At 72.3% G+C, this 13,435-nt stretch carries 12 protein-coding genes and 1 other RNA gene; 10 read left to right on the forward strand and 3 right to left on the reverse strand.

Features of this window, described 5'->3' with window-relative positions; genetic code table 11:
• The first annotated feature begins 45 nt into the window (after nt 1-45).
• Nucleotides 46-1,371, forward strand: coding sequence for a glutamate-cysteine ligase family protein (locus RB614_RS01480; RefSeq protein WP_308710460.1), 1,326 nt, complete (start codon nt 46-48; stop codon nt 1,369-1,371).
• 7 nt (nt 1,372-1,378) lie between these two features.
• Here the strand turns inward: RB614_RS01480 and RB614_RS01485 are convergent, their stop codons facing one another.
• Nucleotides 1,379-1,630 carry a DUF3040 domain-containing protein gene (locus RB614_RS01485; RefSeq protein ID WP_308710461.1) on the reverse strand — a complete coding sequence of 84 codons (252 nt, stop codon included), beginning with the start codon at nt 1,628-1,630 and terminating at the stop codon, nt 1,379-1,381.
• 335 nt (nt 1,631-1,965) lie between these two features.
• Between RB614_RS01485 and RB614_RS01490 the strand changes: the two genes are divergently transcribed.
• Together RB614_RS01490 and RB614_RS01495 are read left to right on the forward strand one after the other, a co-directional pair.
• Nucleotides 1,966-3,951: a DUF1800 domain-containing protein gene (locus tag RB614_RS01490; protein WP_308710462.1), complete on the forward strand. Its 1,986-nt coding sequence runs from the start codon at nt 1,966-1,968 to the stop codon at nt 3,949-3,951.
• Between the two features lie 3 nt (nt 3,952-3,954).
• Nucleotides 3,955-5,160, forward strand: a complete 1,206-nt coding sequence (locus RB614_RS01495) for a DUF1501 domain-containing protein (RefSeq protein WP_308710463.1) — start codon at nt 3,955-3,957, stop codon at nt 5,158-5,160.
• 101 nt (nt 5,161-5,261) lie between these two features.
• Here the strand turns inward: RB614_RS01495 and RB614_RS01500 are convergent, their stop codons facing one another.
• Nucleotides 5,262-5,939 carry a bifunctional DNA primase/polymerase gene (locus tag RB614_RS01500; protein WP_308710464.1) on the reverse strand — a complete coding sequence of 226 codons (678 nt, stop codon included), beginning with the start codon at nt 5,937-5,939 and terminating at the stop codon, nt 5,262-5,264.
• 232 nt (nt 5,940-6,171) lie between these two features.
• On the opposite strand from RB614_RS01500, the gene RB614_RS01505 reads away from it, so the two are divergent.
• From RB614_RS01505 to RB614_RS01525, 5 genes are all read left to right on the forward strand, one after another.
• Nucleotides 6,172-7,401, forward strand: a complete 1,230-nt coding sequence (locus tag RB614_RS01505) for a helix-turn-helix domain-containing protein (RefSeq protein ID WP_308710465.1) — start codon at nt 6,172-6,174, stop codon at nt 7,399-7,401.
• The gene (locus RB614_RS01510; protein WP_308710524.1) at nt 7,382-7,969 is read left to right on the forward strand and encodes a flavoprotein; all 588 of its coding nucleotides are present in this window, start codon (nt 7,382-7,384) and stop codon (nt 7,967-7,969) included. The genes RB614_RS01505 and RB614_RS01510 overlap by 20 nt, the downstream gene beginning before the upstream one ends.
• 228 nt (nt 7,970-8,197) lie before the next feature.
• A complete protein-coding gene (locus RB614_RS01515; RefSeq protein ID WP_308710466.1) occupies nt 8,198-9,055 on the forward strand; it encodes a Nif3-like dinuclear metal center hexameric protein in 858 nt (285 codons plus the stop codon).
• Nucleotides 9,052-9,792: a zinc ribbon domain-containing protein gene (locus RB614_RS01520; protein ID WP_308710467.1), complete on the forward strand. Its 741-nt coding sequence runs from the start codon at nt 9,052-9,054 to the stop codon at nt 9,790-9,792. The genes RB614_RS01515 and RB614_RS01520 overlap by 4 nt, the downstream gene beginning before the upstream one ends.
• Nucleotides 9,789-10,988: a bifunctional RNase H/acid phosphatase gene (locus tag RB614_RS01525; protein ID WP_308710468.1), complete on the forward strand. Its 1,200-nt coding sequence runs from the start codon at nt 9,789-9,791 to the stop codon at nt 10,986-10,988. Before RB614_RS01520 ends, RB614_RS01525 begins: the two co-directional genes overlap by 4 nt.
• 9 nt (nt 10,989-10,997) lie before the next feature.
• On the opposite strand, the gene RB614_RS01530 is transcribed toward RB614_RS01525, so the two are convergent.
• Nucleotides 10,998-11,756 carry a sulfite exporter TauE/SafE family protein gene (locus tag RB614_RS01530; RefSeq protein ID WP_308710469.1) on the reverse strand — a complete coding sequence of 253 codons (759 nt, stop codon included), beginning with the start codon at nt 11,754-11,756 and terminating at the stop codon, nt 10,998-11,000.
• Between the two features lie 36 nt (nt 11,757-11,792).
• Here RB614_RS01530 and rnpB point away from each other — a divergent pair.
• Nucleotides 11,793-12,198, forward strand: an RNA gene (rnpB, locus tag RB614_RS01535) — RNase P RNA component class A.
• 420 nt (nt 12,199-12,618) lie between these two features.
• The gene (locus tag RB614_RS01540; protein ID WP_308710470.1) at nt 12,619-13,428 is read left to right on the forward strand and encodes a hypothetical protein; all 810 of its coding nucleotides are present in this window, start codon (nt 12,619-12,621) and stop codon (nt 13,426-13,428) included.
• Nucleotides 13,429-13,435 lie beyond the last annotated feature (7 nt).

The raw sequence follows: 13,435 nt of genomic DNA on the forward strand, positions 1-13,435 counted from the left end.
GTGTAGTTACGGGTGGTTAGCCACTTGGGGCGTGGGGAGGCGACGGTGGAGCTTAGGGGCCTGTTCACGCCGGCGGCGGAGGAGCGGATCGGGATCGAGGTCGAGTGCGGCCTCCTCGACGAGCGCACCGGGCAGAGCGCGCCCTACGAGGGTCCCTGCGGTTCGCGGGCCCTGCTGGAGCGGGCGCGGCGCGAGCTCGGCGCCGAGCCGATCGTCGAAGGGGGTGCGCTGGTCGGCGTGCAGCTGGCCGATGGTGCGCAGCTCTCGCTGGAGCTGGGTGGCGCGATCGAGTACTCCTCGGCACCGTACCCGTCGCTTGGCCCGCTGGTCGCGACCGCGCGTCGCGACCTTCGGGTGATCGCCGGGCTGGCCGCGCGCTCCGGGTTGGCGTTGCTGCCGGGCGGGCTGGTGCCGTTCACGCCGCGGGAGCGGATCCCGTGGGCGCCAAAGCCGCGGATCGACGTCATGCGCCGCTACTTCCGGGGGCTGGGGCCGGCGGCGGCGTTCGCGGAGAACGTCATGGGGTTGACCCTCTCCACACAGACCACATTGGACTATCTGTCGGCGGAGGACTTCCGCGACAAGCTGACCCTGCTGGTGAAGGCGGCGCCGATCGCGGCGGCGCTCTTCGTCAACTCGGCGATCGAAGAGGGGCGGCCGAGCGGGGTGCTCTCCCGGCGGATGCAGATGTGGGGCTCCGTCGATCCGAGCCGTTGCGGCGTACTGGGTTTCGCGGTGCGGCCGGACGTGTCGTTCGCCGACGTGGTCGAGTGGGGGAGCGCGCTGCCGATGATCTACCGGCGGGTGGGTGACGGCTACGTGCCCGGGCCGGAGCGGCCGTTCGGCGAGCTGGTCGAGCACGGCTTCGGCGACGGCACCGCGCCCGGGCTGGACGACTGGCGCGCCCACCTCTCCCAGGTGTGGCCGCAGGTGCGGGCGCGGCACACGCTGGAGATGCGGGCGTTCGACGGGTTGCCGTGGGAGGCGCTGGCGGCGGGGCCGGCGTTCTGCGTGGGGCTTGCCTACCACGCCCCGGCGCGGCGGGCGGCGCTGGCGCTGCTCGACGGTCTCACCGCCGACGACCTGGCACAGGCGTCGGAAGACGTGGCGGTCAAAGGGCTCGACGCGATGGCGGGGGACCGGTCGGTGGGGGCGACGGCGGAGGCTCTGCTCGGTCTGGCCCGGCAGGGGTTGCGGGCGCGGGTCGCCGAGGGCCGGGAGCAGCCGGGCGCCGAGCACCTGCTCGACCCGCTCGACGAGGTGGTGCGCGGCGGGGTCACGTTCGCCGAGCGGGCGGTGTCGGACTGGACCGGGCCCATGCGGGAGCGGCCGGCGGCGCTGGTCGCCGCGGGCCGGGTGCCCGTGGAGTAGGTGATCGCTACCAGCGCCTCGCCTTGAGCACCAGGAGGCCGGCCACGGCGAGCACCGCGGCCGAGACCATCGCGGCGACCCAGCCACCGATGAACGCGAGGGCCGGCACGGTGGCCCAGAGCAGGGCGCTGACCACGAGCAGCACGCGACCTCGGCGAGGCCTCGTACGGTCACCCATGCGGGCGACGAAGTCTGGATCTGTGGTACGAAGGTGGTGCGCCATCTCGTCGAGCCGGCGCCGCTCGTCGCTGCTGAGCATGACCGCGCAGTTACCCAGCGAAGGGGTGCTTCAAGCATCACGCGAGTGACACTCTTAGCGGGTCCTTAAATCTGGTTGAGCCGGTCATCCGCGGCGGATGAGCCGGACGTGTTGTCCCGCAGAACGGTTTGCGCTGCTCCACGCCCAAACTCCGGGCGCCGTGACATCGCAGCGCGGGCTTAAGCAGGTGCCCGAAGGTGGCTCCTTGCCTTGAGCCCGCCCACAACGTTAACTACCGTCCCGTATCACTGAGTAAGTATCGCTGAGTGAACGGTCCTCCCGGGTCCGCACGGGCCGGTCGGGACAAACGGATCAGTGAGAATTGGGATTGGTGCATGGTCGATCGGAGTGTGCCTCGCCACGCGCAGCACGCCGAGCCGGCGGTGCAGCAAAAGGAGCCGGTGGGGCAGCAAAAGCCGCACTCGCACCACTATCGGCCGTACGTGCCGCCGCCGCCACGGCACCGCGCCTCGGAGCACGCGACCCGCCAGCCCGCCGTGCCCGAGCCGACCGTGGTGCCCGAGAAGGCGCCCAAGGAGCGGGGTGCGCGGGTGGGGCGGCGCAAGGCGATCCTCGGCATCAGCGGGCTCGCCGCGCTCACCGGCGGCACCGCGTTCGCGGCCACGCCGAGCGGGCAGGAGGTCGTCGACTGGGCGCTTCGCCGCCCCGACTACGACCCGGCGGCCGATGTTGACAGCGCGGGCAACCCGGGCCGCCCCGGCGGGCAGCGGCCGAGCACGGTGCGCACGTACACCGAGCCGAACGAGTCGTACATGGCCTCCAAGGCCGGCGACGTGCTGCGCGGCAACATCCCAGCCGGCGGGCGCCGCTTCTCCAGCCCGGCGATCGCCGCCCAGGCGACGAAGGTGACGGTCTCCACCGCGCTCACCAACGACCCGATCCGGCACCTGGCCAGCCGGCTCACCTTCGGTCCCACGCAGAAGGTGATGGCGGACGTCGCGCGGATCGGCATCGACGAGTGGATCACGCAACAGTTCGATCCGGAGGGGATCCCGCTCACGCCGGCCGAGGGGAAGCTCGACGAGTTGACCACGCTGGGCATGAGCATCGCGGACCTGCACGCGGCCCGGGAAGACCTGGAAGCCAAGGGCGTGCGGGCCGACGAGGAGATGGTGCAGGCCACGATCGCCCGGCAGATCTGGTCGGACCGCCAGCTCTTCGAGGTGATGGTCGACTTCTGGAACGACTTCCTGCACGTGCCCGCGTTCCACGAGGGGTCGGCGGTGCTGCGCCCGTCGTTCGACCGGGACGTGATCCGGCGGTACGCGCTGGACAACTACCCGGACATGCTCGTCGCCGCCAACCGCCATCCGGCGCTGCTGACCTTCCTCGACCAGTCGTCGTCCACAAAGGACGAAGTCACCGACAACCTGGCCCGGGAAAACCTGGAGCAGTACTCGGTCGGCGTCGACGGCGGCTACACCGAGCACGACGTCCGGCAGGCGGCGCTGTTGCAGACGGGGCGCGCGGTCAAGGAGGACCGGTACGTGTACCGGCCCGACAAGCACTACGTCGGCGCGGTGAAGGTGATGGGGTTCAGCCACCCCAACGTCACCGGCGAGGGCGGCGAGCAGGCCGGCGACGAGTACTTCCGGTACCTCGCCAACCACCCGTCGACGGCGCGCCGCATCGCCACCCGGCTGGCCACCCGGTTCGTCTCGGACACCCCGCCGCCGGCGCTGGTCGAACGGCTGGCGCGCAGCTACACGGTCAACCGGGGCGCGGTGAAGCCGCTGCTGCTGGAGCTGCTCAGCGCGTCGGAGTTCTGGGCATCCGTGGGGCAGAAGGTGCGCCGCCCGCTGGAGTACGTGGTGGCGACGTACCGCACGCTCGGCGTGTCACCGGAAACCCCGGCCAGTTACCGGGCGGCCAGTCCGGCCCGGACGCCGTTCGCGGAAGGGACGCGGCAGCTGCTGGAGCGCCTGCGGGAGCTGGGCCACTACCCGGCCGGCGCCGCCGGCCCGACCGGCTACCCGGACGTCTTCGTGGCGTGGGCGTCGGCGAGCACGATGGTCGGGTTCTGGAACGAGGCGGCGGACGCCGTCGCCGGCAGCCGTCCCATGTTCACGTACCAACGGCCGGAGCAACTGGTCGGCGCCAACCCGCCGAAGACCGCGCTCGCCTACGTCGCCGCTCTCGCCCAGCGGCTCGTACACCAGCCGCTGGACCGCGACGACCTGCAGACGATCACCGGCGTGTCCGGGCTCGCCCTCAACGCGCCGGTCGACGCCAACCTCAACGGCGCCGCCACCGCCGTCGCCCGCGTGATCCTCGCCTCCCCCCAACACCTGCTGAGGTAACGGATGAGACACCCCGAGCTCAGCCGGCGCGCGTTCCTCACCGGTGCGGCCGCCACGCTCACCGCGGTCGCCACCAGCCAGGCGCTGCCCGAGCGGGCGGCGTACGCGGCCTCGGCCAAGGGCACGCTCGTACACGTCTTCCTGCATGGCGGCCTCGACGGGCTGAGCGTGGTCGCGCCGACCGACGAGCCGGTGCTGGAGGACGCCCGCCCCAACCTGCTGATGACCGAGCGCACCGCGCTGGCGGTCGACCGCTCCTTCCGGCTCTCCAGCGCGTTCACGCCGCTGGAGCGGTACCTGAAGGACGGCCAGCTCGGCTTCGTACCGGGCGTCTCCGACCCGCGCCTGTCGCGCAGCCACTTCCAGGCGGTCGACATGTGCGACCTCGGCGGGCTGCCGCGCGAGGCGGGCGGGCGGGGCTGGCTGGACCGGCTGGTCGACGAGCTCGGCCCGGGTACGGCCTTCCGCGGCGTCGGGGTCGGCACCACGTTTCCGCGCTCGCTGGTCGGCGCCAACGGCGCGCTGGCACTGAGCACTGTGGACGGACTGGCGCTCAACGGCGAGGCGCGCTTCAAGGACTCCACGCTCGCCGCGATCGGCGCGCTCTACAAGGACATCAACCACCCCGTACAGGACGCGGTCGGCGCCACGCTCGCCGCCGCGCGCGCCGTACCCGGGGCGGGGTACCGGCCGGCGGAAGGCGTCGAGTACGACGGGATCGGCCTCGCGTTCCGCCAGGTCGCCCAGCTCGTCAAGAGCGGCGCCAACGTGCGCGTCGCGGCGATCGCGATGGGTGGCTGGGACACCCACGAGGACCAGGGCACCGAGGACGGCGGCTACCTGCACGCGCGCCTCAGCGACCTGGCCCGGGGGATGGCCGCGTTCTTCGCCGACCTGGGCCCGGCGGCCGCCGACGTCACCGTGCTGGTGTCGAGCGAGTTCGGCCGCCGGGTGGCGGAGAGCGGCACCGGCACCGACCACGGCCACGGCGGCGTGGTGATGCTGCTGTCCGGTCGCAAGCTGACCAGCTCGCTGATCGGCCGGTGGGACGGGCTGGACGCGCTGGACAGCGGCGACGTGCCCGAGTTCAACAACCTCTTCGACGTGTACGGCTCAGTGGCGCAGGGCCAGTTCGGGCTCACCGACGCGCAGGTCGCCAGGATTTTTCCACAGCGCCGCTACGCACCCATGAAACTCTTCACGGTGTAAGCCACCTGGCGGATCTATCGGCACCGTGAAAGCGGCCAAGATACGCCATGCATCACCCATCCGGGGCTCGACCCACTCGATGGGCGCCGTTACGTTGGCTGCTATGCCGCGCGGCGCAAGGTGGACGTCTGCCGGGGCAGCTGTGCCCCGCGCGACGCCGCGCCCACGGCGTCCACGAGCATTCCCTGCACGGCGTACGAGTCGGGCAGCCGCCACCGGGTCTCCTCCGGCGACACCGACCACCGCACCGAGCCCTCGGGCAGGCGGGTCGGCGGGGCCGGGATCCAGGAGCCGGCACCGTGCCGCACCACGTCGAGGCTGTCGTCAAGCTCGGGGCGGAGCGGGTCACCGGGACGCACGAAGAACATCCACCGCCCGGTCGGCGTCACCGCCACCGGCCCGCGCACCTGGCCGCGCCCCGGCCCGAGCACGCTCGCGTGCAGCCGGGCCGCGCCGAGCACCCGCAGACCGAGGTGGGCGGGCACCTCCAGCACGTCAAAGGCCCGCCCGGTGGGCAGCAGCACCGCGTGTGGCACCCGTCGCCACCAGTCCGTGACCCTCGCGGTGTCGCAGCTGGCGGCCTCCCCCCAGCCCTCCAGGGCCGGGTGGCAGCCGATGGTCGGGCAGCCGGGGCGGGCGCAGTCAAACCTGTCCCCCGCGAGGCACGCGCCGGGTGTAACGTCCCAGCCGTGCTCCGCGTAGCGCAGTGCGGCGTGGCGCAGCCGGGAGCGGTCGAGCACCACAGATCGTATGAATGGCGGTCGAGGACTCCACCGCATGGTCAGAAAACCTCCCACGTCAGCGGCCGGCGTCATATCAGGCGCCAGGCACCGTCACCAAGCACGACACGCGGTCGTTGCCTTGACAGAGCCGCTTGCAACTTGCGTCAAAAACTACGAGCGGGGCCGGCAGGATCAGCGCACAGAGTGTGCGATCGGGCCCAAATGAGTGACGAAAGGGACCGCACCGCCCAACCGGCCCGGTCGCCGGCGAAGCAAGGGGAGGTACGACGTGGATGAGCTGCCCATCGGGCGCCGCGTCGCGTACTGGCGCGGGCGCCGGAAGATGTCGCAGCAGGTCTTCGCCGACCGGCTGGGCAAGTCGAAGAGCTGGGTGGACAAGGTCGAGCGGGGCGTACGCCGGCTCGACAAGTTCTCGGTCGTCTACGAGATCGCCGACGTCCTCCAGGTCGACGTGCAGCTTCTGCTCGGTAAGGAGCCGGAGCGGCGGGTCGACAGCGTCAACTGCATCGACCAGGTCGAGGTGGAGGAGATCCGCGCGGCCCTGGAGCGATACGACCAGATCAGCGCCTTCTTCTTCGCGCCCACCCAGGCGTTGCCGCTGCCTGAGATGCGCAAAGCGGTCAGCCACGCCTGGCTGACCTACCAGCACGCCAAGTACGGGGTACTGGCCCGCGCGCTGCCCAAGCTGCTGCGCGACGGCCAGGCCGCCGACACGGCGTACGCCGACGGTGAGCAGTCCACCGAGGCCGCCCACCTGCTCGGCCAGATCTACCAGATCGCCTCGTCCACGCTGCGCAAGCTGGGCGAGCACGAGCTCTGCTGGCTCGCCGCCGACCGTTCGATCGCCGTCTCGCAGCGGGCCAACGACCAGCTGCTCGCCGGCATCGCCAGCTACCGGGTCGGCAGCGCGCTGCTCGCCCTCGGGCGCGCCCGTCCCGCGCTGGAGGTAAACGTCAACATCGCCAACCGGCTCGCACCCGGCGACGGCAACGAGCCTTCACCCGAGCGGCTCTCGGTGTACGGCATGTTGCTGCTCAACGGCGCGATGGCCGCCGCGCGGATCGGCGACAGCGCGACGGTCCGCGACCTCTTCGCCGCCGCCGAGGAGGCCGCCAGCCAGCTCGGCAGCGACCAGAACCACTTCTGGACCTCGTTCGGCCCAACCAACGTGCAGCTGCACCGCGCCGCCGCCGCGGTCGAGCTGGGCGAGGGGCGGGTCGCGGTCGACACCCACGAGCAGATCGACGGTGACGCGTTCGCGGCTCTTCTGCCGGAGCGGCGGGCGCACCACTTCATCGACATCGCCCGCGGGTACACGCAGATCGGCGACGTCGAGCGGGCCAGCGAGATGCTCCTGGAGGGCGACCGCCTCGCCCCCTCGGAGATCCGCTGCCGGCCGATCGCCCACGAGGTGCTCTCCGACGTGCTGCGCCGCACCAAGGGGGCACCGCCGACCCCGGTCGCGGAGCTCGCCGAGCATATGGGGGTTGGAGTATGACCGGGTGGTAGGCCGCGGCGTTCTCTACGTCATCGCCTGCGGGTCACCAGTCGCCCGAGACGTGGGGCGGCTGGTGACCCTTGCCCAGCGCGAGGGCTGGGACGTCTGCGTCGTGGTCACGCCCGACGGCCGCAAGTTCGTCGACGTGCCCGCGCTCGCCCTGCTGACCGGCCACCCGGTCCGCTCGCTCTACAAGAACCCCGGCGACCCGGACGTGCTCCCCGCCCCGGACGCGATCATCGTCGCGCCGGCCACCGTCAACACGGTCAACAAGTGGGCCTGCGGCATCGCCGACACGCTCGCTCTCGGGCTGGTCGTCGAGGGGCAGGGCAAGGGCCTGCCGATCGTCGCGATGCCGTACACCAACTGGGCCATGGGCTCGCACCCCGCCTTTCGGGAGAGCCTGGAGCGGCTGCGCGGCTGGGACATCACCGTCATCTTCGGCGACGACCTCGTCCCCCTGCACGCGCCGGGCACGGGCGAGCAGCACCGCGACGCGTTCCCGTGGGAGCTGGCCCTGGAGGCGCTGCACTCCCGCGTCGACGCCGGACCTCTGGGCACCCCCTGAGGATCGTTCCAGGTCCGACGCGGTGAGTTCCTCACCCGGCCGGCCGAGGAACGCGGCCAGCAGCGCGAACTCCCGCGGCGACAATGCGATCCGGGTACCGCCGCGGTGGACCACCCGGGACACCGGGTCGAGCGCCCGGTCTGGAGGTTTCCATCATGAGGACACGCTGCGCCACCGGGTGTGAGAGGACCATGAGAAGCGCGTGCCCGCGCTGGTAGCCTCGCCGCCGTGAGCGCACCCGACCCGACCACCACACCCACCGTCGCCGACGTGGTCGCGACCCTCGACGCGCGATACCCGCCGTCCTGGGCGGAGTCGTGGGACCGGGTCGGGCTGGTGCTCGGCGAGCCGGAGGCTCCCGTGCGCCGGGTGCTGTGCGTCGTCGACTGCGTGCCGGAGACGGTGGCGCAGGCCCGCGAGGTCGGCGCCGACCTGATCGTGGCGCACCACCCGCTGCTGCTGCGCGGGGTGTCGTCGGTGGCGCCGACGACGTACAAAGGACGGATCGTCCACCAGCTCATCAAGGCCGACATCGCCCTCTTCGTCGCGCACACCAACGCCGACGTCGCCAACCCGGGCGTCTCCGACGCGCTCGCCGCCCGGCTGGGACTGCTCGACCCGCGCCCGCTCCGCCCGGCCACGCCCGGCGACGGCCCGGACGGCGACGGCCGCGGCACCGGCCGGATCGGCCGCCTTCCGGCGCCCATGACGCTCGCCGAGCTCACCCACCACGCGGCCGTCGCCCTTCCCCCGACCGCTTGGGGGGTACGGGCGGCCGGCCGGCCCGATCGGGTGATCTCGACCGTGGCGGTGTGCGGCGGCGCCGGTGACCCGTTCCTCGCCGACGCGAGCGCCGCGGGCGTGGACGCGTACCTCACCGCCGACCTGCGCCACCACCCGGTCAGCGAGCACATCGCGAGCGGCGGGCCGGCGCTGCTCGACGCCGCGCACTGGGCGACCGAGCGTCCGTGGCTGGACGACCTCGCGCCCCACCTGCGCGCCGCCTGCGGTGTCGAGGTGGTCGTCTCCGACCTCGACACCGATCCGTGGACCGTGCACGACTCGTTGAAGGAGCCCCGCTCGTGAAGGCAGACCCGGAAGCACAGCGCCGCCTGCTCGACCTCCAGGCGATCGACACCGCGCTGGCCCAACTGGCCCACCGGCGCCGTACGCTGCCGGAGCTGACCGAGCTGGAGACCCTCGCCCGCCAGCTCTCCGCGCTGGAGGACGAGCGCGTCCGGGCCCAGGTCGCGGTCGACGACCTCGACCGCGACATCGCGCGGATCGAGCGCGACGTGGAGCAGGTGCGCGGCCGCAAAGACAAGGACCAGGCGCGGCTCGACACCGGGCGCGGCCCGGCGCGGGAGCTGGAGGCGCTGCAGCACGAGCTGGTCTCGCTCGCCCGGCGGCAGAGCGAGCTGGAGGACTCCGAGCTGGAGCTGATGGAGCAGCGGGAGACCGCGCAGGGCGCGCTCGACGGGGTGCTCGGCCAGCAGACCGCCGCCCGGGAGGCGCGCGAGGCGGCCGAGGCGCGGCGCGACCAGGCGCTCGCCGAGGTCGCCAAGGAGGAGGAGTTCCGCGCCTCCGCCCGGCAGCCGCTCGCCGCCGACCTTCCGGCCGATCTGGTCGCGCTCTACGACAAGGTGCGTGAGGCCTCCGGTGGCCTCGGCGCCGCGCTGCTCAAGGGTGGCCGCTGCGGCGGCTGCCGGCTGGAGCTGTCCGGCAGCGAGCGGGCCCGGATCAAGGCCGCGCCGCCCGATGAGGTGGTGCGCTGCGAGGAGTGCCGCCGCATCATGGTCCGCACCGCGGAGTCCGGCCTGTGACCGGCCCGCTGCGCGTGGTCGTCGAGGCCGACGGGGGAGCGCGGGGCAACCCCGGACCCGCCGGGTACGGCGCGGTGGTGCGCGACGCCAACTCCGCCGAGGTGCTCGCCGAGCGTTCCGAGGCGCTCGGCGTCGCGACCAACAACGTCGCCGAGTACTCCGGGCTCCTCGCCGGGCTGAGTGCCGCCGCCGAGCTCGGCGCCGCCGAGGTCGAGGTGCGGATGGACTCCAAGCTCGTCGTGGAGCAGATGTCCGGCCGCTGGCAGATCAAGCACCCGGGCCTGCGCCCGCTCGCCGCGCAGGCGGCCGCGCTCATGCGCCGCTTCGACCTCGTCACGTTCGCCTGGGTGCCGCGTGAGCGCAACAAGCACGCCGACGCGCTCGCCAACAAGGCGATGGACGAGGCGGCCGGCATCACCCTGGGCGCGCGAGGCGGCACCGCGACGCGCGGCGGTGCCTCGGGAGCGCGCGGCGCCTCGGGGATGCGCGGCGGTGAGGCGGCGGGAAAAGGCCGGCCCGCGGAGCCCGCCGCGGGTAGCGCCGGCGTCAAACCGTCCTGGGAGCCGCCGGTCGCCACCCCGACCCGCCTGGTGCTCGTCCGCCACGGCGCGACCGCGCTCACCGCGCAGCGCCGCTACTCCGGCCGCGGCGACGTGCCGCTCTCCGAAGCCGGGCTGGCCCAGGCGAAGGCCGCCGCCGCGCGGGTGAAGGCGCTCGCGCCCACCGCCGCCGCGGTCGTCTCCTCCCCGCTCGTGCGGTGTACGCGCACCGCGGAGGTCATCGCCGCCACGCTGGGCGGCGGCGTGAAGGTGGAGGTGGAGCCGGACCTCGTCGAGTGCGACTTCGGCGAGTGGGAGGGCAAGACCTTCACCGAGGTACGGGCGGAGTGGCCGGACGAGATGGACGCCTGGCTGGGGTCCACTGAGGAGGCACCGCCGGGCGGTGAGTCGTTTCGTGCTGTTGCGACCCGGGTGCGCCGTGTGGTGGCGACACTGCACAAGACGTACCCGGAGAGCACACTCGTCGTGGTCTCGCACGTGTCGCCGCTGAAAATCCTGCTGCGTGACGCGCTCGCCGCCGGTGACGCGTTCCTGCACCGGCTCTACCTGGACCCCGCCGGCCTGTCCATCGTGGACATGTGGGCGGACGGCGGCGTGGCGGTGCGGATGGTCAACGAGACCGCCCACCTCACCTGAACGCCCACCTCAGCTGAACGCGCGCCACAGCAGCACCATCCCCACCACTGTGCCGGCGGTCACGATGACCGCCTTCAGCACCACCCCGGGCAGGCGCCGGGCGAGCCGCGCGCCGGCGTACCCGCCGAGCAGCGTGGCCGGTGCGATGACCGCGACGCCCACCCAGTCGACCGGGCCGAAGAGCGCGTACGCGACGACGGTCGCCGCGCCGATGACCGCCGAAAGCAGGTTCTTGAGCGCGTTGACCCGGGCCAGCCGCTCGTCGAGGAGCAGCGCCAGCCCGGCGACGAGCATCACACCGAGCGCGGCGCCGAAGTACCCGCCGTACACGCCGCCGGCGGCCGTCAACGCGTACAGCGCGGTGGTCTGCCGGCGCGGTGCCATGTGACGGGGGTGACCGACGAGGCGCCGGAGGCGGTCCTGGAAGGCGAGCACGGCCGTCGCGCCGAGCACGAGGAACGGCACCACGACTTCGAACGCGCGCTGCGGTGTGGCGAGCAGCAGTACGCATCCCGCGAAGCCGCCGAGCACGGCGATCGGCACCAGCGCGCGTACGCGTTCGCGCGGCAGGTCGGCACGGCTGCCCACCACGCTGCCCACGTACCCGGGACTGACCGCCACGGAGTTCGTCACGTTGGCCGGCACGGGTGCGAGCCCCGCCGCGATGAGCGCGGGGAACGTGATGAGCGAGCCACCGCCCGCGATCGCGTTGACCGTGCCCGCGGCGAGACCGGCGGCGGCGAGCAGTGCCGTTCCTGCGAGATCCATCGCCGCAGAGGCTAGTACGATTGAGCGCGCGACGGACGAGTCGGCCGGGCGGTCGCGTCAGCTTCGTGCCCAGCACGCAGTTGCCGAGGAACGTCCGGACTCCACAGGGCAGGGTGGTTGCTAACGGCAACCCGGGGTGACCCGCGGGACAGTGCCACAGAAAGCAAACCGCCGCGCTTCGGCGCGGTAAGGGTGAAACGGTGGGGTAAGAGCCCACCAGCGCTCCGGGTGACCGGAGCGGCTCGGTAAACCCCACCCGGAGCAAGGCCAAGATAGAGCCGCCACCGCGAGGCGGCGGCTCGCGCAGGCGTTCGAGGGCGGCCCGCCCGATGCCTGCGGGTAGGCCGCTGGAGCCTGCCGGCGACGGTAGGCCGAGATGGATGGCCGCCACCGGCGGCACATGCCGCCGGGACAGAATCCGGCGTACAGGCCGACTCGTCCGTCGCGCCTCTCCCACTCGCGCCCGCGGTCCGTCAGGGGCCACAGTGGAGGCTGACGTACGCCACGCGGGTGTCTCGCCGCCAGATTTTTTTGGGAACGCGGTCACGGGCGCCGCGCTGTGGAGGTCCTTGCGCTTACGCGGATAAATCCCTTATCGAATAAGGCTTTCTAAGCGAATCGTGCCGTCCGGCGAGCCGCACACCGTTGTCAGTCGGGCTGGTCTATTGTGGAGGCGCGGCCGATTTTTCTGCGGAAAAGGTGGCGCTTGTTCGGTTTGCGGTGCACAGTGATCTCATGACTAACGGCGGAAGTGGCGCACGGTACTACTGGTGTGTGCGCCATCACCGCGTCGAGGACGACTCCAACTCGTGCCCGGCCAAGTTCACGCTCGGTCCGTACGGATCCGCACAGGAAGCGGAGCGTGCGCTCGAGCGTGTGCAGGAGCGCAATGAGAAGTGGGACGAGGAAGACGCCCGCTGGTCGGGTGGGGACAAGTAATCGGCGCGATCCGCTGCGCCCGGCCGTCGAGCCGGGCGAGGATCGCAAACGCAAGGAGGAGAAAGAGATGGCCGTAGCGAAGAAGGCCACCAGCACAACGGCCGCGAAACGCGCGGCTGCCAAGAACAGCACGGCGAAGCCCGCAGCGGCGCCGGTCGAAGAGGTCAAGGCAGCCGTGCCGGCGGCCACGACCACCGCTCGCAAGACCGTCACGAGCAAGGCGACCGCGAAGAAGGCTCCCGCCAAGAAGACCACCACCGCGGCGAAGAAGGCGTCGGCGACGAAGTCGACGACGGCGCGCAAGACGACCGCCGCCAAGAAGACGACCACCGCCAAGAAAGCGGCTGCCAAGAAGACCGCGCCGGCGACGAGAACTGCGGCGAAGAAGGCTCCCGCCAAGCGGGCCACCGCGACCAAGAGCACCACCGCGCGCAAGGCGGCGGCGAAGAAGACGACGGCGAAGAAGACCACCGCCGCGAAGTCCACCGCGAAGAAGACGGCGGCCGCGAAGTCGACGACCGCGCGGAAGACCACCGCCGCGAAGACCACCACCGCGCGCAAGACCGCCGCGAAGAAGACGACGACGGCGAAGGCGACACCGGCCAAGAAGGCGGCCGCCAAGAAGACGACGGCGGCGAAGAGCACTGCGGCCAAGCGCACCACGACGGCGGCCAAGAAGGCGCCGGCGCGTAAGGCCACCGCCCGCAAGACCACCACCCGCACCACCCGCTAGTAGGGCG

The sequence above is a fragment of the Phytohabitans maris genome (assembly GCF_031085175.1).
In the GTDB taxonomy this organism is placed as follows: domain Bacteria; phylum Actinomycetota; class Actinomycetes; order Mycobacteriales; family Micromonosporaceae; genus Phytohabitans; species Phytohabitans maris.

Bases quoted from the DNA above. Each gene is read 5' to 3' on its own strand.
- RB614_RS01485 (WP_308710461.1), bottom strand. From the start codon at position 1,630: ATGCTCAGCAGCGACGAGCGGCGCCGGCTCGACGAGATGGCGCACCAC.
- RB614_RS01490 (WP_308710462.1), top strand. From the start codon at position 1,966: ATGGTCGATCGGAGTGTGCCTCGCCACGCGCAGCACGCCGAGCCGGCG.
- RB614_RS01495 (WP_308710463.1), top strand. From the start codon at position 3,955: ATGAGACACCCCGAGCTCAGCCGGCGCGCGTTCCTCACCGGTGCGGCC.
- RB614_RS01500 (WP_308710464.1), bottom strand. From the start codon at position 5,939: ATGCGGTGGAGTCCTCGACCGCCATTCATACGATCTGTGGTGCTCGAC.
- RB614_RS01530 (WP_308710469.1), bottom strand. From the start codon at position 11,756: ATGGATCTCGCAGGAACGGCACTGCTCGCCGCCGCCGGTCTCGCCGCG.